The organism is Pseudomonas sp. GL_090 (assembly GCF_057837765.1).
On sequence record NZ_CM174452.1, the window covers coordinates 4,444,558 to 4,462,036 of the forward strand.

Annotated in this window: 14 protein-coding genes; 6 read left to right on the forward strand and 8 right to left on the reverse strand. The window is 61.0% G+C overall.

Annotated elements, in window-relative coordinates:
* Positions 1-7 precede the first annotated feature (7 nt).
* From qhpC to peaA, 3 genes are all read right to left on the reverse strand, one after another.
* Positions 8-331, reverse strand: coding sequence for a quinohemoprotein amine dehydrogenase subunit gamma (qhpC, locus tag AC3ITA_RS19895; RefSeq protein WP_008016081.1), 324 nt, complete (start codon positions 329-331; stop codon positions 8-10).
* A gap of 1 nt (position 332) precedes the next feature.
* A complete protein-coding gene (peaB, locus tag AC3ITA_RS19900; RefSeq protein ID WP_489278268.1) occupies positions 333-1,763 on the reverse strand; it encodes a quinohemoprotein amine dehydrogenase maturation protein in 1,431 nt (476 codons plus the stop codon).
* An 81-nt stretch (positions 1,764-1,844) separates the two neighbouring features.
* Complete coding sequence (gene peaA, locus AC3ITA_RS19905) at positions 1,845-3,425, reverse strand: quinohemoprotein amine dehydrogenase subunit alpha (RefSeq protein ID WP_489278269.1); 1,581 nt, start codon at positions 3,423-3,425, stop codon at positions 1,845-1,847.
* A gap of 525 nt (positions 3,426-3,950) precedes the next feature.
* Here peaA and AC3ITA_RS19910 point away from each other — a divergent pair.
* On the forward strand, positions 3,951-5,441 hold the full coding sequence (locus AC3ITA_RS19910) for an aldehyde dehydrogenase family protein (RefSeq protein WP_095942513.1): 1,491 nt from the start codon (positions 3,951-3,953) through the stop codon (positions 5,439-5,441).
* A gap of 124 nt (positions 5,442-5,565) precedes the next feature.
* On the opposite strand, the gene qhpG is transcribed toward AC3ITA_RS19910, so the two are convergent.
* The 5 genes from qhpG to AC3ITA_RS19935 all read right to left on the reverse strand — a co-directional run bounded on the left by qhpG (position 5,566) and on the right by AC3ITA_RS19935 (position 12,323).
* Positions 5,566-6,861 carry a flavin-dependent monooxygenase QhpG gene (gene qhpG, locus AC3ITA_RS19915; protein WP_489278270.1) on the reverse strand — a complete coding sequence of 432 codons (1,296 nt, stop codon included), beginning with the start codon at positions 6,859-6,861 and terminating at the stop codon, positions 5,566-5,568.
* Positions 6,858-7,535 carry a subtilisin-like serine protease QhpE gene (gene qhpE, locus AC3ITA_RS19920; RefSeq protein WP_489278271.1) on the reverse strand — a complete coding sequence of 226 codons (678 nt, stop codon included), beginning with the start codon at positions 7,533-7,535 and terminating at the stop codon, positions 6,858-6,860. Before qhpE ends, qhpG begins: the two co-directional genes overlap by 4 nt.
* Positions 7,525-9,243, reverse strand: a complete 1,719-nt coding sequence (locus tag AC3ITA_RS19925; protein ID WP_150674038.1) for an ABC transporter ATP-binding protein — start codon at positions 9,241-9,243, stop codon at positions 7,525-7,527. Before AC3ITA_RS19925 ends, qhpE begins: the two co-directional genes overlap by 11 nt.
* Positions 9,243-11,147 carry a sigma-54-dependent Fis family transcriptional regulator gene (locus tag AC3ITA_RS19930; protein ID WP_095942509.1) on the reverse strand — a complete coding sequence of 635 codons (1,905 nt, stop codon included), beginning with the start codon at positions 11,145-11,147 and terminating at the stop codon, positions 9,243-9,245. The genes AC3ITA_RS19925 and AC3ITA_RS19930 overlap by 1 nt, the downstream gene beginning before the upstream one ends.
* A 402-nt stretch (positions 11,148-11,549) precedes the next feature.
* A complete protein-coding gene (locus AC3ITA_RS19935) occupies positions 11,550-12,323 on the reverse strand; it encodes a ParA family protein (protein ID WP_489278272.1) in 774 nt (257 codons plus the stop codon).
* A gap of 179 nt (positions 12,324-12,502) precedes the next feature.
* On the opposite strand from AC3ITA_RS19935, the gene AC3ITA_RS19940 reads away from it, so the two are divergent.
* From AC3ITA_RS19940 to AC3ITA_RS19960, 5 genes are all read left to right on the forward strand, one after another.
* On the forward strand, positions 12,503-12,772 hold the full coding sequence (locus tag AC3ITA_RS19940; protein WP_095942506.1) for a hypothetical protein: 270 nt from the start codon (positions 12,503-12,505) through the stop codon (positions 12,770-12,772).
* A 294-nt stretch (positions 12,773-13,066) separates the two neighbouring features.
* On the forward strand, positions 13,067-13,918 hold the full coding sequence (locus AC3ITA_RS19945) for a sugar phosphate isomerase/epimerase family protein (protein WP_489278273.1): 852 nt from the start codon (positions 13,067-13,069) through the stop codon (positions 13,916-13,918).
* Between the two features lie 14 nt (positions 13,919-13,932).
* A complete protein-coding gene (locus AC3ITA_RS19950; protein ID WP_489278274.1) occupies positions 13,933-15,003 on the forward strand; it encodes an isopenicillin N synthase family dioxygenase in 1,071 nt (356 codons plus the stop codon).
* Positions 15,004-15,049: 46 nt separating this feature from the next.
* Positions 15,050-15,844, forward strand: a complete 795-nt coding sequence (locus AC3ITA_RS19955; protein ID WP_414928167.1) for an ABC transporter substrate-binding protein — start codon at positions 15,050-15,052, stop codon at positions 15,842-15,844.
* A 64-nt stretch (positions 15,845-15,908) separates the two neighbouring features.
* Positions 15,909-17,456, forward strand: a complete 1,548-nt coding sequence (locus AC3ITA_RS19960; protein WP_095942502.1) for an amino acid ABC transporter permease/ATP-binding protein — start codon at positions 15,909-15,911, stop codon at positions 17,454-17,456.
* The last annotated feature ends 23 nt before the right edge of the window (positions 17,457-17,479 follow it).

Genomic DNA, 17,479 nt, shown 5'->3' on the forward strand with positions numbered 1-17,479 from the left:
TCTGTGATCACTTGTCTTTGGGGAAGACAGTGCCGAGGTTGCGCCAGTTGTCGTTGGACGCCTGGGCATCCTTGTTCCAGTCCGGGTAGGTGCTCATCATGTCGGGCACCTGGGCCGGCCACCAGCACGGGTCTGAGCAACCGTAGAGGTCGGCTTCCATCGGCTGGCACAGCGACGACACACCGCCGAACGCATCGATTTCCCAGCCCGGGTCGGTGGTCGAGGCACAGCCCGCCACGGAGCTCATGGCCACCACTTCTTCAATGCGGTTCTCGTCCGCGGCCTGATCCAGCTTCAACGCTTTGTTATTGATTGCCTTGAGATGTTTCATATCAGTGAGCCTTGCGCGGAGTGATGTAACTGCTGATGAACGCAGGGTTATTGGCCATGATCCGGGTGTAGACCTCGATGCCGAAGTCGACCCAGTCACGCATCAGTTCGCAGTAGTGATAGGTCGGGTGGGTCGGGTCGCCGTAGCGGGCGTAGCTCTCGTGGTAGCAGCCGCCGGAGCACAGGTTACGGATCTGGCAGTCTTCGCAGCCAGTGTTGGTGCGATCCAGGCGCTGGGACAGGAAGTCGTTCAACTCCACCTGTTTCACACCGCTGTGGACGTTGCCGAAGGTCGGCAGGCTCGAACCGGTAAAGCGGTGGCACAGGTTCAGCTCGCCCTTGTGATCCACTGCCAGCATCTTCAGGCCCGCGCCGCATGGCAGGGCTTTCTTGTGGCCTTCGTGGATGTCGGTGATGAGCTGGTGCAGGTTGGAGAAACCGATGTTGCGGTGCTCCAGTGCCGCTTCCAGGTAACGACGACCGAGGGCCTTCATGTTGGCGAACACCTGCACCAGTTCGTCACTGGTGAGGTTGAAGCTGCTGATGTCGCCGGAGGTCACAGGGGCAAAGCCGACTTCGGCAAAACCCAGTTCGTTGAACAGGTGATCCCAGATGGTTTCGACGTCGGTCACGCCGGTAGTCAGGGTCACCCGGGCGCCAACGGGACGGCTGTTGTAGCGCGACAGCAGCATTTCGGCCTTGCGTCGCACCACATCATAAGTGCCCTGCCCGCCCACGGTGATGCGGTTGCGGTCGTGCACGGTTTTCGGCCCGTCGATACTCACTGACAGCCCGAAACGGTGGGCATTGAGGTAGTCCACGGTTTCTTCGGTGAGCAGCGTGGCGTTAGTGGTCATGACGAATTCGACGAACTTGCCCGCCTCGCGAAAACGCTTCTCACAGTAGTCGACCATGTACTCGATCAGCTTGCGGTTGCTCAGCGGTTCGCCACCAAAGAACACCACGGTGAAACGCTCTTCGTCCGGGGATTCGCGCAGCAGCATTTCCACCGAGGCGATCGCCGTTTCGACGTCCATCTTCTTGCCCGCCGACGGCTTGTCGAGGTCTTCCTTGTAGCAATACGTGCAGCTCAGGTTGCAGCCGGTGTTGACGTTGAGCACCACGGTATTGATCGCCGTGCGCTCGACGCGCTTGGTGGCGATGTCCGGGGTCAGTGGCGAGCCGTCGCTGACCAGCTCCAGGGCCATCAGCTCGCGCAGGGTCTCGGTGATTTCCTCGCCATTGAAACGCGCGGCGAGGCGCTGGATCAGGTCGTCCGAAGAACAACCGGGCCCGCGCAAGGTATCGATGATGGTACCCGTCAGTTCATCGCTGGCGAACAGCGAACTGCTGGGAATGTGAAACAGCATGCGGTCGGCATCGACGTGCACTTCGTGCAGGTTGCGTTCGACCAGATTCAAGATAGCGCCCATGGCAAACCTCCTGTGCAGGCCCCGCTTGGCGGGGCTTGCGATCATTCCGAAAAGTGTCTGAAGCCAGTGCTGTCAGCCAACTCATGGAATGGGTGGATTGTTCCAGCGTTGCACGGTCACGATCATGTGGCCTTCGCCGGTCAGGGATTTCCCTGCGTCGTCGACGGCGGCGATCACCTTGAGGTTGCCGGCATTGTTGGTGGACATTTTGCGCGCCGGATTCGGCCCGGCGTCGCCCGGGGTGAACACGCCGGTGTCGGCGTGCATGGTGCCGGCAAACTTGACGTCTTCGTCTTCCCTGGCGCGGTCGTCGAAGGCTTCGACTTTCCACTGCGCCGGGAACACACCGATGCGATATGGCTTGCCGTCAGCGCCCTTGCCCCAGGCTTCCGCGTCGAAACGGCCCTGGACTTTCGGCGTCGAACCACCGCCCTCGCCGATACGCGCCACCGAGAATTCCGGCACCACCTTGACCGAGGCGATCTTGCTGTACACCGACAGGCTCGGGCCTTTCAGCGTACCGACGGTGACGGCGCGCACGCCCGGTTGAGCATTGGCTGCCGCCTTGAGTTTGACTTTGATCCGCTCAGGGCTCTGCTCGATCACGTCGAGCACTTCCACGCCTTTACCAAAGTCCGGCTTGCCAGTCAGGCCACTGCCGATCAGGGTCACTTCGCTTTCGCTGCCGGCCTTCAGGTAACCCGGCTGCACTGCCAGCAAACGCTGGGAACCCTGTTTGGCGGCGACGAAGTCCAGACCGCGCTCGTCGTGCTCGGCCTCGAACATCCGGCCCTGCATCGCATTGCCCTGGGCGGCGAACACCTGGCGCATGGTCACGCCATCGATGGTCACGTTGCCGCGCCATTCGTAGCCGGTGTAGAGAATCGCACTGCCGTCGCCATTGAACGGGCTGCCGTCGGCGTACTGGCCTTTGACGCTGACCTTGAAGATGTCGCTGCCATCGGCACTCACGGTCATGACACCGGCCAGCTCACCCTTGCCCGGCAGGTGGCCGCTGAAGCTCCAGTCGCCCACCAGGGCCTCGGCTTTCGGCGCCGCGCTCTGCCATTTTTTCCAGGCCGGGTTGTCCAGCGGATAACGCTTGGCCAGCAGCGGCACCATCTCCTTGCGGGCCATATCGAACCAGTCGCGGTCCCGGGACAGCGCCTGGTATTCCAGCGACGGCCATTGGCCGAGGTGGAAGTTCACCAGGCGCTCCCACTCCTGGGCCGGACGCCGTTGCAGGGCGACCCGCGCACCGGAGTGGCAACGGCCGCACATCTGGCGGGTTGGGTCGTCGAACTGCTCGACGGTATTGAGCCGGCGCTCCAGCGCATAGCGCACGCCGTCGGTTTCGCTCGGCGCCAGGCCCTGGGTGTCGGCCAGGTACTTGACCAGCGTGCGACGGTCGTCATCGCTGATCTGCAAACCGTGCATGGTCTGCATGCGGGCGATGCTCATCAACCAGCCTTCCGGCGTTTTGCGCTGGTGGCTGATGCGGCTGAGGGCATTATCGGCTTCGGGGGTGTGACAACCCTGACAGGTTTCCTTGAGGATGGTCTGGGCGTCGCGGGCTGCCAGGCTATGAGGCGAATGCAGCGCTATACAAGCGGCTACGGCCAGCAGGCTGGCGCTCATGCCCGATCGGAGTTTTCTCTTCATCAACGTCGAACCTCGCACGGTGCGTTCTTATTGTTGTGGCTTATCGTTTTTATGGTTTCTGCCGTCGGCTTTGATCCGCTGACGGAGGCAAGAGAAACGTCTGAGATGAGCAATACACGGAGCGTGCCAGCTTATGAATAATTCTATGAATCAATGACTTGCCGATAGAGGCCGGTGTTTTGCCAATCGTGTCGTCGGTGTTCCACGTTTAATTTCGCGACAACTGTTTCACCCTGAGACAAGCATAGCTTTCTGTAGGAGCGAGCCTGCTCGCGATGGTCGTTAACGATTACGCGTGCTTACCGGCTAAATGCAGTGCTCTTTAGTCCATCGCGAGCAGGCTCGCTCCTACAGGGTATTGTGTTCGGGACGTCTCACGTCGTCGCAAATTGCGACGTTTATCGATCTCACGGTCACCCGGAAAATATCTGTCGCCCCACAGGATCGGGCCTTTTGGCCGAAAAAACATAACTGGCACAGCCATTGCGAAAGCCCGGTTCTCACGAACAACAAGAGGCCTCGCCAATGTCGCTCCCAAACCTGCTTCCCGCCACTTCGGCATTCATCCAGCGTGCCCCGCGCATGCTCATCGGCGGTGACTGGGTCGAGGCCGCCGACGGCCAGACCATGCCCCTGCACAACCCGGCCACTGGAGAAGAGCTGTGCGTGGTGCCACGGGCAACGCCGGAGGATGTCGACCGCGCGGTGCTCGCCGCCCGCCAGGCGTTCGACGATTCGGCCTGGACCCGCACCCGCCCCCGGGAGCGGCAGAACCTGCTGTGGAAACTCGCCGACCTGATGCAGCGCGACGCCGAGCTGCTGGCGCAACTGGAATGCCTGAACAACGGTAAAAGCGCGGCGGTCGCCCAAGTGATGGACGTGCAACTGTCCATCGATTTCCTGCGCTACATGGCCGGTTGGGCGACCAAGATCGAAGGTTCTACGGTTGACGTGTCGGCACCGCTGATGCCCAACGACCAGTTCCACAGTTTCATCCGACGCGAAGCGGTGGGCGTGGTCGGCGCCATCGTTGCCTGGAACTTCCCGCTGTTGCTGGCCTGCTGGAAACTCGGTCCGGCCCTGGCCACCGGTTGCACGGTGGTGCTCAAACCCGCCGACGAAACCCCGCTGACCGCACTGAAACTCGCCGAACTGGTGCTGGAGGCCGGTTATCCCGAAGGCGTGTTCAACGTGGTCACCGGTACCGGCATCACCGCCGGCTCGGCCCTGACCCACAACCCGCGGGTGGACAAGCTGACCTTCACCGGCTCCACCGCCGTGGGCAAGCAGATCGGCAAGATCGCCATGGATTCCATGACCCGGGTCACCCTGGAGCTGGGCGGCAAATCGCCGACCATCGTCATGGCTGACGCCGACCTGAAAACCGCCGCAGTGGGGGCCGCCAGCGCGATTTTCTTCAACCAGGGCCAGGTCTGCTGCGCAGGCTCGCGGTTGTATGTGCAGCGCAAGCACTTCGACAATGTGGTGGCGGACATCAGCGACATCGCCAACGCCATGAAACTGGGCAACGGCCTGGACCCGAGCGTCGACATGGGACCCTTGATCTCGGCGCGCCAGCAAGAGCGCGTCTACGGCTACATCGAAAAGGGCCGGGAAAGCGGCGCGACCATCGCCTGCGGCGGTGAACAGTTCGGCCCGGGGTTCTTCGTCAAGCCGACGGTGATTGTCGATGTCGATCAGAAGCATTCACTGGTGCAGGAAGAAATTTTCGGGCCGGTGCTGGTGGCGATTCCGTTCGATGATGAGACCGATGCGCTGCGCATGGCCAATGACAGTCCGTATGGATTGGGCGCGAGTATCTGGTCCAATGACCTGGCGGCGGTACACCGGATGATTCCGCGCATCAAGTCAGGCTCGGTGTGGGTCAACTGCCACAGCGCCCTGGACCCGGCGCTGCCGTTCGGCGGCTACAAGATGTCCGGGGTCGGGCGTGAGATGGGGTATGCGGCGATCGAACATTACACTGAGTTGAAGTCGGTGTTGATCAAACTCTGATTCGGCGGCGCCCTCACGGGCACCATCGCGAGCAGGCTCGCTCCTACAGGGGATTTGTATTCAACACAAAACCACTGTAGGAGCGAGCTTGCTCGCGATGAGGCCCGCCCCGGCAACCCAGAACTCAGGGTTTGAATCCCTGAGCCAATAACCAACTCCTGACCATTCTTCCCTGTTCAGTGGTTAAGCCGGCCAACACCTGCTCAGCCGGTTCACTGCGCAACCGCCGCACCAACGCCGCCACCTCAACCCCCTGCACATGCCAGATCCCCAACGGCTGATCCGCCGTGATCACCACCTCGGCCTCATCGACCAGCCCATCACGCAACACCGGCGCCCGCTCGATCCTCAGCGCATTGAAATCCGCCTCGGCATGGGCCACCTCGGCGTCCGGCCAGTTCCGTCGTGCCTGCCAGAACGGCTGATCCGGCCAGCGTTGCTCATCGGCATAAAAATCCCGGCCGATCCGCGCAAACCGCAAAAACAATTGCTCCACCCGTTGCTGGTGAAAACGCTGGGCCAAAGCCGCCCGTTCGGGTTTGCACAGCAGCGTGTTGATCACCGCCGGCGCCTGCAACGCCGAAGACAAGGACTGAAAGATGCCGTTGCCCGACAACGGGTCCACCGCCATGGCCGCATCGCCGACCCGAATCCAGTTTTCGCCACACACCTGCGGGCTCAGAATCGCCGTACTGCTGCGGGCGTGCAGTTGTAGATCACCTTGCGCTTCACCAGCAAAAAAATCGGCGGCCAGCTTCGAACCCTGGCGGCGCTGTCGGCAGTAATCGAGCAATTGCGCCTTGCCCGGCAACCCGGCGCTGGTCACGTCCACCGTCCATTGCCAGTAACACTGGCCGTCGGCGCACCGCGCCATCCATGCCCAGCCGTCCTCAAGGCTTTCCACGGCGCTGGCGGTGTCGCCAGGCCCACCTTGCCAGCGATTGAGCAAGCTGACCGTCTCGGGCCCACGCAAGCCTTTGCCGATAGCGGGTGCCTGACGTCCGCGGGCTTCCACCAGAAACGGAGTGAACAACGGTCCGCGGCCGTCGATTTCAATTCGATGACCATTGGCCGATGACTGAACCGTCAGCACCCGGCCTTCGATCAGCTCGACCCCCGCCAGACGCAAATCCTCACGCAGGCCTCGGTCAAACACCGGACGGTCGAGCAAGTATTCGATGTTCTGCGCATGGTGCTGGCCGTTCCAGCTCACCTGGCGCTGAGAAGGCAGCGCCGCCTCCGTCAACGCCTGATGCAGGCCCGCGCTGCGCAAGGCCTCCAGAACCCGCACCGACACCCCTTCGAGCGCGGCAAACCGGCGCCATTCGCTGATCAGCGTGACGCCATGGCCCAGCCGCCGTAGCCCCAGTGCCACCGCCGCCCCCGCCGGTCCGGCGCCAAGAATGACGATGTCAGTCATGGCCCGAAGCGCCGTTCAGGGCCGCGGTAACGGGCATGCTCGCGCAACCACTCGATGACTTGCTCATTGCTGGCGCCGGGCTGTTCGGCGAGGAACCCGGCGATGTGTCCGCTCAAGGCGGCACAACCGAGGCTCGCCCCGGATTGCCCCGGGTAAGTGCCATGCACACACGCAGCGAAATCTGCCTGGGCGCTGTTGAGCCACGACCATTCCTGCTCGGCACACCGCGCATCACCGGTCACCCGCAGCACCTGCGGATAGTTCGCCGGAAACACCCCTTCCCCCTGGGCCGGACTCGACGCACACAGCAGCACGCCCCGCGCCACCGCCGCCGCGCAGGCCGCGCGCAGCAGGCTGCGATCCTGGCGCAGGCCAAGGCTCAGATTGATCAGTCGCACGTTCTGCGTCAGCAGCCAGTCGATCGCCGTAGCGATCTGCAAGGCGCTGGTGACACCCCGCTGGTCGAACACCTGGGCCACGCAAAACAGCGCCGAAGGTGCACGCCGGCCGATCGCCTCGATCACCGCGCTGCCATGCCCCAGCGGGTCGTCGCGCAAGTCGCCCTCGGCCAGGCCGTCTTCAAGTAATGAAAAGCGCCGACCCGCGATCACCTGCACCCGTTGTGCTGCCGAGTGGCCGCTGTCCACCACACCCATGCGCAACTCAGGTTTCATGCAGCACCGCTTTGGAAGTCAGCACGCCGTCGAGCAGTTCGAAGCGCAGATCGGCATCGGCCAGGGTTGAAGGGCGATGGCTGATCAGGATGCGCGTACGCCCGGCGAACAAGCGGTCGATGGCGTCGATGACTTCGCGCTCGGTGGCTTCATCCACCGCAGAAGTGGCTTCATCGAGCACCAGAATCAATGGGTCCTGCAACAGCGCCCGGGCAATCGCGATGCGTTGCTTCTGCCCGCCGGACAACTGCTGGCCCCGCTCGCCCAATGGGCTGTCGAGGCCTTCGGGCAACAACTCGATCAGGCTGTCGAGTTGCGCCAGCCGCGCCACTTCGCCAATCGCCTCGCGGCTGGCGTCCGGCACCGCGTAGGCCAGGTTGTCGGCGAGGCTGCCGCGAAACAGCACGATGTCCTGGCTGACGATGGCGATGCGTCGACGCAGCTGGAACAGATCCAGTTCACGCAGATCGACATCGCCCAGCAGTACCCGGCCCGACTGCGGATCGTGATGACGTTGCAGCAGGTCGATCAGGGTGGATTTACCCACGCCCGAGCCGCCGCTGAGAGCCACTTTCATACCGTAGGGGATCCGCGCCTCGATGCCGCGCAGGGTCGATTGGCGGCCGGGATGGGCGAAGTGCACGTTGTCGAACCAGAGATCGCCGCCATTGGGCATCGGACGTGGCGTGACGGGCGTCAGTACGGTCGGTTGTTCGCCGCGCAACTCCATGACCCGGCCGAGGCTGACGGTCATCCGCTGGATCGCGACGTAGAGCCCGAGCAAACTCTGCACCGGCCCCACGGCCATCCCCAGGTAAGTGGAAAACGCAATCAGCGCGCCGAGTTGCCAGGTGCCCTGCACCACCCAGTAACCGCCGATCAAGAATGCGCAGGCCCGGGACAGCGAGGTCAGCGTGCCGGGCACGGCCTGGGTGAAAAACTCGGTGACCTGCAGGCGCAGCAACTGGCTCATGTAGCCCTGCCCCAGCGTCTCGAGGCGCCGCGCTTCGCGCTGTTGCTGGCCAGCGGACTGGATGAATTTCATCACCGGCAATGTTTCTACCATGAACGACGACATGTCCGCCGAACGCTCGCGCAACTGCCGCACATCGCGCTCGACCTTACGCCGCATCCAGCGCAGCCAGAGGACATCAAGGGGAATCAGCACCAGGGCCAGCAGCGAGAGTTTCCATGACAGCGTCAACAGCATCGCGATGGCAACCACCAGGCCGATCACGCTCGACACGGCCGAGAACAGCGAGTCCACGGCAAACCGCTGGATTTCCGCGACGTCGCCATCAAGGCGCGACATCAGGTCGCCGATGCGCCGCTGGCCGTAAAAGCCCGGCGACAGGGTTTGCAAATGCCGGTACAAGTCATCGCGCAGGGCAAACAGCATGCGCCCGGACAGTCGCGTGTGCAGGTAGCGGTTGATCCCCGAGAGCGCCGTGCCCAGTAACCCGGCCACGATCATCAGACCGGCGATCAACACCAGCATCGGGAAGTTGCGCGCCAACAGGCCATCGTCGATCAGTAGTTTGGTCAGCCACGGCTGCACCAGTACCAGCGCCGAGGCGCAGACCGACAGGCCCAGCAGCCCGGCAATCGCCAGTCGATGCGGTCGCACAAAGCCGTACAGCCAGCGCAGTGACGCTTGCAGGGCCTCGGGGTTCTGGCTGTCGATCAGCCGAACGATAAAACGCTGCATCACGAACGCAACTGTTTGAGCTTGCGATACAGGGTCGCGCGGCTGATACCCAGAGCATCGGCGGCGGCCGAGACATTGCCCTGATGCGTGTCCAGGGACTGACGGATCAGCTCCAGTTCGTTTTCCCGGATGCTGCCGGCCTGGGGCCGTTCGCTGGCGGTCAACTCGTCGAGCATGCTGTCGGGCAAGTGATCGAGGGTCAGCACGGTGTCACCCGGTTCGCGCATGGCCAGCGCGGTGCGCAGGACCATCTCCAGTTGGCGGATGTTGCCGGGCCAGTGATAGCCACTGAGCAAGCGATCGAAATCGTCGTGCAGGACCACGGTGGGGGCGCCCAGTATCGTCAGCATGCGACTCACCAGCGCGCCGAAATCTTCGCGTTCGCGCAGGGCCGGGAGCATCACACTGATGCCATTGACCCGGTAGAACAGGTCCTCGCGAAAGTGTTTTTCCTCCACCAGACGCTTGAGGTCGCGGTGGGTGGCGCAGATCAGCGCGACGTCGATGTCCTGCTCTTCGCCAGCGCCCAGGGGCGCGACCTTGCGATCCTGCAACACCCGCAAGAGTCGGGCCTGCAAGGCCAGTGGCATGTCGCCGATTTCATCGAGGAACAGTGTGCCGCCATGGGCCTGCTGCAAGCGCCCGACCATGCCGCCCCGGCGTGAACCGGTGAATGCACCCTCGCGGTAGCCGAACAGTTCGGACTCGATCAGGCCTTCGGGAATGGCCGCGCAGTTCACCGCCACGAAGGGTTTGTCGCAGCGGCTTCCGGCCATGTGCAGGGCGCGGGCGATGACCTCCTTACCGGTGCCTGTTTCACCCAGCAGCAAGACCGGCAACTCATTGGCCAGGCCTTGACGGGCCATGCGCAAGGCACGGGCGTAGCGCGTATTGCTGCCGGCCAGCGCTTCCAGATCCGGTTGCGCCTTGGCCGGTTTCGCTGCTGTGCGCGGTGGGCTGCTGACGTTGATGGAGCGTTGCGGCGCGCGCAGGGTCTTGTAGAAGAATTCACCCTTGGCGGTTTGCAGGCTGCCGGCCCCGCCCTGATGCAGACGCGCCAACAACTGCAGGCCGTCGACGCCGAGAAACTCTTCGCAGCGTCGACCGACCAGGGCCGAACGCTCGGCGTGGAGCAACTGGCAGGCCTGGGCGCTGACTGCGAGGATCTGCCCGCCCAGGCTCACCGCCAGCAAGCCTTGCCACGGGGATTCCAGGTATTGCCTGCGGCTGTGGAAGGCCAGGACGATTTCGTCCGGATAGCTGGCGTTGAACACCCGGCTTTCGATCTGGCTGACGGCCATGGCCAGCAGCGCGGTGCTGTCGTGGGCGCGGCCGAGGGGACCTTCGCGGGTCAGGTCGAGGACACCAAGAATGTCGCCTTGGGGGCAATGGATCGGCACCGACGTGCAGGAAAAATCACTGAGGCGATCCAGATAATGTTCGCCGCAATCGATCAGGGTCGGCCGGGCTTCCACCAGTGCCGTGCCGAGGGCGTTGGTGCCGCGAACCGCTTCGCTCCAGCACGCACCGAGGGTGATGTCCTGCAGACCACTACCCTTGAGGCGGTCGGCGCGACCTTCGACGGCGAGGATGGTGGCGTCGGAGTTGGCGAGGATGATCAGCCCTTCCTTGCCCTGACGCTCGGCCAGGTAATCGATGGCCGGCAGCGCGGCGTCGATCAGCAAGCGATTGCTGGCCAGCAACACGTCGAGGCTGGCACTCGATTCCAGCGCCAGCTCATGCTTGGCATTGAAATGCACGCCATGGCTCAGGCTGCGCCGCCACGAGGCATCGATTTCCGCTCGCAGGACGCCATCCGGCACTTCACCTTCCAGGTGCAGCTTCTCCCGGGCCAGCCGGGCTTCGCGATGCAGTTTGGGGGAGTTTGTTTTTATTGGCGTCATCAAGCGCTCCGGGTCATCAGCCCTGCGCCTTGATACGTCGGCGCCCTGGAGCAATCTTTACGTTAACGTCAGGGCTATGGCAAGTGCCGTAGGGCGCTTGTGTTCCGTCAGGTGGACCGTGTCATCGTTCTTCGCGAGCAGGCTCGCTCCCACAGGTTCAGCGTCGCCCACAAATCTACGACTCAACTCAGTCACTGTGGGCGGAGTATTCACCTGTGAACTTCGACAAGCCGAGGACTAAATGCAAAAACTGAAAATGCGGCGTCCAAAAATCTCTGGCAAAAAAAATGGCCGTCCCAAGGACAGCCAGGAAAACAGGTGTTGATTCGAAGCTGGAGCTAGCGATTGCGCGCGAGTCATCGTACTGGCATTTCGATTGCAATTTTATGTTCAGCGCACGGATCAACCGGCTCTTTCCAAAGCGGAAAACAGGCTGACGAATTCCAATGAAAGCTTATGGCGTGGCGCCAGATGGATCATGGGCACCGACGCTTCATGGGACTCACGCATTTTGACCGTGCTACTCAAATAATCCGGCAACACGGGCAAGCCTTCGGCCAACAACTCGTCGATCAGCGTCTGGTGCACGCTGGCACGCGCCACAAACTGGTTGATCACCACACCTTCCACGATCAACGACTCATGATGGTCAGCCTGCAACTCGGCCACTTGCGCGATGACGTTATAAAGCGCCTGACGGGAAAAGCTGTCGCAATCAAATGGAATCAGCACGCGGTCGGCGGCGATCAGTGCGCTGAAGGTATAGAAATTCAGGGACGGCGGCGTATCGATATAAATGCGCTCGTAATCCTCGGAAAGCTCCACCAACAAGCGGCGCAGCTTATTGATCTTGAATTTTGACTCAAGCTTTGACTGCAGATCGGCAAGCTCCCGACTGGCCGTAACCAGATGCAGATTGTCGTAGCGAGTATCAGTGATGGCCACCCGATTCTTTTTGCTGGCCGGGCCGCTGGATAAGGTTTGCTTGAAGAAATCGGCAATCCCCATGGGGATATCATCGCCTGTCAGCCCTGTCAGGCATTGAGTCGAGTTAGCCTGAGGATCGAGATCCACCAGCAGCGTCCTGTAGCCTTCGGCAGCACTGACAGCCGCGAGATTGCAGGCGATGCTTGATTTGCCAACGCCTCCTTTTTGATTGAACACAACTCGACGCATGTGGGAGGTAACCTGAAAAAAGATCTCCCTCGATCATAGGATTGAAACATTTCAGTAATATTTCTACGCGACAATTTTGTTTCATTTTTAAGACAGCAACTGCCATACCCTGACTGCGTCATCCGAGATGCAGTTACGATAGGCGTGTCTGTACTTATGGCATTACAAGGAGGTCGACAATGCAATGTTCAGTGGATGAAATACGCCATCAGATCCTGGATGCACAACCCGTCTTGAAGCGACTCGATATCGAGATGGAAGGGATTCAGTTTGATCCGCTGGTACCTTCAAGCGTCACTGCTGCCTACGCCAAGGTGGATCGGGTGATTGAGCATCTGTTGGCCCGGTTCAAGGCAAACCCCATTCTTGGGCCGTTAACGACAGAGCTTAAGTCCCAATATCTTGATGGCATTCGAGCGAAGGTAGCGCATGCCAGGAATGACAAGTAGCCTGGAACTTCGTCGCCCCGGTGTCGCTTGGGACTCTTCAAAATGATGCCGTAACAATGGCATCTCTCGCTAATAGCCAACGCAGACACGTTCTCGCCCTTAAAATCCCTCTTGGCCAGCACTATAAATAGCAAGCTATTTGTTAACGAAAGTCTGAAGTATTCATTTGAACTTTCAGATTCTTTCAGTGCCCGGCCTGTGCCTAACATCGACTCCACAACGAACCAGGCGCTTGGCAGCCTGGCGCCGTCGAAGTGCTTTTGCAGCAGGCCCTGGGATTTTTGAGGATCACCGATGAAGCTGGAAATTTTCCGCACGCTGTGGGGCTATACCGCCACCAAGGCTCAGGCGCTCGAGGAGTTGCTGCACGCGGGCTTCGATGGCATGGAAGCACGCCTGCCACTGGACGCCCGTGAACGGGCCGAGTTTGGCGCTTTTCTGCAGGCCAATCGCCTGGGCTATATCAGCACGGTCTTCACCGCGTACGACGTGCTGCCGGACCAGTCGGCAACGCCTGCCGCTCACCTTGATGACCTCGACCAGAAACTCGCCTGGGCTGCCGAACTCGGTCCACGCTTCGTCAACGTGCTGGCGGGCAATGACCGCTGGTCCTTGCCACAGCAAGTGGAGTTTTTTGGCCTGGCGCTGGATCTGGCGCGCAAGCACGGCCAGGTCTGCAGCTTTGAAACCCACCGCTCACGTTCGCTGTTCAACCCCTGGGTGACCCTGGAGTTGATCCGGCAACTGCCCGAGCTGTTGTTCACCAGTGACATCAGCCATTGGGTCGTGACCTGCGAGCGCCTGTTGAATGACCCGGCCGATGACCTGAGCGCTTTCATCGAGCGGGTTCACCATATCCAGGCCCGGGTCGGTTATGACCAGGGACCGCAGGTTCCGCACCCGGCGGCTCCGGAATATGCAAGGGAACTGGCCTTCCATCAACAGCACTGGGAAAGCATCTGGCGCTCGCAGCAAACCCGCGGTTACCAGGTCAGCACCCTGACCCCGGAATTCGGCGCAGACGGCTACCTGCATCATTTGCCCTTCACCAATGTCCCGGTCGCCGACCTGTGGTCATTGAACGTGTGGATGGGCCAGACCGAGCGTGAACACTTCGACCGTTTCAGCCATTCAAGCCATCCTTAGGGAGCCGATGCGTCATGCCTGACAACAAAAACAACAGCGCAAGCACTGACACACACAAAGCCAACTTCAATAGCATCCCGGTGGTCAACATCGCCGGTCTGTTCAGCTTTGAACTGGAACACCGCCTGGCCGTCGCCGAACAATTGGGGCGCGCCGCCAGCGAGGTCGGGTTTCTCTACATCACCGATCACGGTATCGACCCGCAACTGATCGCCAACCTGCGCAAGGCTGCCAAGGACTTTTTCGACCAGCCCATCGACACCAAGATGCGCCACTACATCGGCACCTCGCAAACCCACAAGGGCTTTGTGCCCGAAGGCGAGGAGGTCTACTCCAAGGGCAAGCCGGACCACAAGGAAGCCTTCGACGTCGGCTTCGAAGTCCCGGCCGATGACCCGCTGGTGCTGGCCAACACCCCGTTGCTGGGGCCCAACGACTGGCCGCAGCTGCAAGGTTTCAAGGCCTCGGTGCAGGCCTACTATGAAGCCATCTTCGCCTTGGGCCGGCGCCTGTTCGGCGGCTTCGCCCTGACCCTGGGCCTGGAAGAAAACTATTTCGACAGCCTGGTGACCCGTCCGCCGTCCAAGCTGCGTCTGATCCACTATCCCTTCGACGGTGCAGCCCATGACGCACCGGGTCTTGGCGCCCATACTGACTACGAGTGCTTCACCATCCTTTTGGCCGACAAACCGGGCCTTGAGGTGATGAACGATCGTGGCCATTGGATCGATGCACCACCGATGGCCGATGCCTTTGTCGTCAACATCGGCGACATGCTGGAAGTGATGACGGCAGGCGCTTTCGTTGCCACCGCGCACCGGGTGCGCAGCGTGAAGGAGGAGCGTTACTCCTTCCCGCTGTTTTATGCCTGCGACTACCACACCCAGATCAAGCCGCTGCCCGGGTTCGCCCAGGCAGGCAACGACTACGAAGAAATCACCATCGGCGAACACATGTATGGCCAAGCGCTGCAGACTTATCAGTATCTGCGCCAGAGGGTGGCCAACGGGGACGTTCAACTGCCAGGCAAGGCACGCAAGCCCGCCAGTTTCGGACATTTGAAAAATCAGGCTCAACCGTCCTGATTGAAGTTTTCAGCTAAACCCCTACCTACGCCGGAGTCAGCACATCATGAAAAACAACAAGAAAAACCTTTTGAGCCTGGCTGTATTGGCAGCCGGTATGTTCGGTGCCTCGGTGAGCATGGCCGCGGCAGACACGTTAAAGGTCGGCATGGAGATCACCTACCCGCCCTTCGAGTCCTATGACAAGGACAAAAACGTAGTGGGTTCGGACCCCGAGCTGGCAACGTCACTGGCCAAACACATGAACGCCAAGGTGGAGTTCGTCGATACCAAGTTCCCGAGCCTGATCCTGGGCCTGAACTCCGGCAAGTACGACGCGATCATTTCCGGCATGTACATCACACCGGAGCGCCAGACCCAGGCCCAGACCATCGCCTATGCCAATACCGGCGCCGCGGTCATGGTGCCCAAGGGCAGCGAGATCAATGCGAAAAAGCCTGAAGACCTGTGCGGTCTGAAACTTGGCCTGGAACAGGGCACCACCTGGGTCAAGGAATTCAAGAAGCTCTCCGATGATTACTGCGTGCCGAACAACAAAGGCGCGATCACCGTCAGCGAGTACCCTTCGGCGCCCGAAGTGACGCAGGCCCTGCTGTCCAAAAACATCCAGGCCCAGGTCGAAATCGCTGGCGCGGCAAAAATGATCGCAGAAAAGACCAACGGCCGGGTCGTGATCACCACCGAGCATCCGATTTATCAGCAAACCCTGGGCATCTTCGTCAAGAAAGGTAACGACGAAACTTTCCAGGCCGTGCAAAAGGCCTTCGAGGAGAGCAAAAAGAGCGGTGAATACGCGGCAATTCTCCAGAAATATGGCCTGGAAGAACCGACTGCCAACTAAGAACCTGTCCTTGTAGTCTGGTCATCTGCCTCCCCTGCACCGGGGCGGCAGATCGAGGTGCCCCATGCAATTCGATTGGTCGTATTTCTTATCCCTGTTCTCCCTGCCGGACTTCTGGAAGGCCTGCGTCACGGTGGTCCAGCTCAGTGCTTTGGCCTGGTTCATCGGCATGCTGCTGGGTTTTGTCCTGGCCTCGGCCAAGCTGTCCCAATCGCCCTTGCTGCGCATTCCCGCAGCGGTCTACATCTGGTTCTTCCGCAGCATCCCGTTGCTGGTGCTGGTGGTCTTCGTCTACAACCTGCCGCAATTGTTTCCCGGTAGCGGACCGATTCTGTCCAACCCCTTCTACGCAGGGTTGCTGGCCCTGGTGGTTACGGAAGCGGCGTACATGGCGGAAATCCATCGTGGCGGCCTGATCTCCGTGGCCAAGGGCCAGAAGGAGGCCGGGCGCGCTCTGGGTGTCGGCCTGTTCGGCATGCAACGCCTGATCGTGATCCCCCAGGCCTTCCGTATTTCGTTGCCCACGCTGATTAATGAATACATCACGGTGGTCAAGCTGACCTCGCTGGTCTCGGTCATCTCCCTGACCGAAATCCTCACCGTCGGCCAACGCCTCTATGCCACCAACTTCCTGGTCATGGAAACCCTGGCCGCGGTAGGCGTCTATTACGTGTTGATCGTCACCGTGTTCGGCTATTTCCTGCAGCGACTGGAGCGCTACCTGGACCTGAACTTCCGCAAGCCGCACACACTCGACGCGGCCACCATCGCCAGTTTCAAGGCCAGCGCCGAAGCCTTGCCCGACATTGCGCGCAAAGCCGCTGGCAATAACGCGACGCCCATCCTGCAACTGAAGAACATCCAGAAGAGCTATGGCACCCACCAGGTACTGATGGGTATCGACCTGAATGTCGAATACGGCCAGGTGGTCTCGATCATCGGGCCATCCGGCTCCGGCAAAACGTCTCTGATCCGCACGGTCAACGGCCTGGAAACCATCGATACCGGCGACATTCTGTTGTTCGGCGAAAAATTCATCGAAGCGTCGGACAAACCCAACGGCGCCCGCCTGCGCAAAGGCGTGCGGCACATCGGCATGGTGTTCCAGAGCTTCAACCTGTTCCCGCACCGCACCATTCTCGACAACGTCACCCTGGCGCCCCGTTACCACGGTCAGCCGGGCGAGCTGAGTGAACATCGTGCCTACGCGCTACTGGACAAGGTCGGCTTGCTGGCCCATGCCCACAAGTACCCGCACCAGCTCTCCGGCGGGCAGCAACAGCGCGTGGCGATCGCTCGAGCCCTGGCGATGGAGCCGCAGATCATGCTGTTCGATGAGCCGACCTCGGCCCTCGACCCGGAACTGGTCAACGACGTGCTGAACGTGATCCGCGACCTGGCCAAAGAAGGCATGACCATGCTGATCGTGACCCACGAAATGGACTTTGCCATGTCGATATCCGACCGGGTCGTATTCATGGAAAACGGTAACATCCAATTGGATGCCGCACCGCAAACCATACGATGCGATGCCGAAGGGGAACGCGTGCGGCGCTTCATGGGCATCAGTACCCGATCGCCGAACCTGTCTGCGACGCTGGATCATGCATGAGCATGTGGGTAGCCCTAATGCCG

Coding starts and splice junctions, on each gene's coding strand:
- peaB (WP_489278268.1), bottom strand. CDS start 1,763: ATGGGCGCTATCTTGAATCTGGTCGAACGCAACCTGCACGAAGTGCAC.
- AC3ITA_RS19940 (WP_095942506.1), top strand. CDS start 12,503: ATGCAATGTTCAGTGGATGAAATACGCCATCAGATCCTGGATGCACAA.
- AC3ITA_RS19935 (WP_489278272.1), bottom strand. CDS start 12,323: ATGCGTCGAGTTGTGTTCAATCAAAAAGGAGGCGTTGGCAAATCAAGC.
- AC3ITA_RS19950 (WP_489278274.1), top strand. CDS start 13,933: ATGCCTGACAACAAAAACAACAGCGCAAGCACTGACACACACAAAGCC.
- AC3ITA_RS19960 (WP_095942502.1), top strand. CDS start 15,909: ATGCAATTCGATTGGTCGTATTTCTTATCCCTGTTCTCCCTGCCGGAC.
- AC3ITA_RS19930 (WP_095942509.1), bottom strand. CDS start 11,147: ATGACGCCAATAAAAACAAACTCCCCCAAACTGCATCGCGAAGCCCGG.
- AC3ITA_RS19910 (WP_095942513.1), top strand. CDS start 3,951: ATGTCGCTCCCAAACCTGCTTCCCGCCACTTCGGCATTCATCCAGCGT.
- qhpE (WP_489278271.1), bottom strand. CDS start 7,535: ATGAAACCTGAGTTGCGCATGGGTGTGGTGGACAGCGGCCACTCGGCA.
- qhpG (WP_489278270.1), bottom strand. CDS start 6,861: ATGACTGACATCGTCATTCTTGGCGCCGGACCGGCGGGGGCGGCGGTG.
- peaA (WP_489278269.1), bottom strand. CDS start 3,425: ATGAAGAGAAAACTCCGATCGGGCATGAGCGCCAGCCTGCTGGCCGTA.
- AC3ITA_RS19925 (WP_150674038.1), bottom strand. CDS start 9,243: ATGCAGCGTTTTATCGTTCGGCTGATCGACAGCCAGAACCCCGAGGCC.
- qhpC (WP_008016081.1), bottom strand. CDS start 331: ATGAAACATCTCAAGGCAATCAATAACAAAGCGTTGAAGCTGGATCAG.
- AC3ITA_RS19955 (WP_414928167.1), top strand. CDS start 15,050: ATGAAAAACAACAAGAAAAACCTTTTGAGCCTGGCTGTATTGGCAGCC.
- AC3ITA_RS19945 (WP_489278273.1), top strand. CDS start 13,067: ATGAAGCTGGAAATTTTCCGCACGCTGTGGGGCTATACCGCCACCAAG.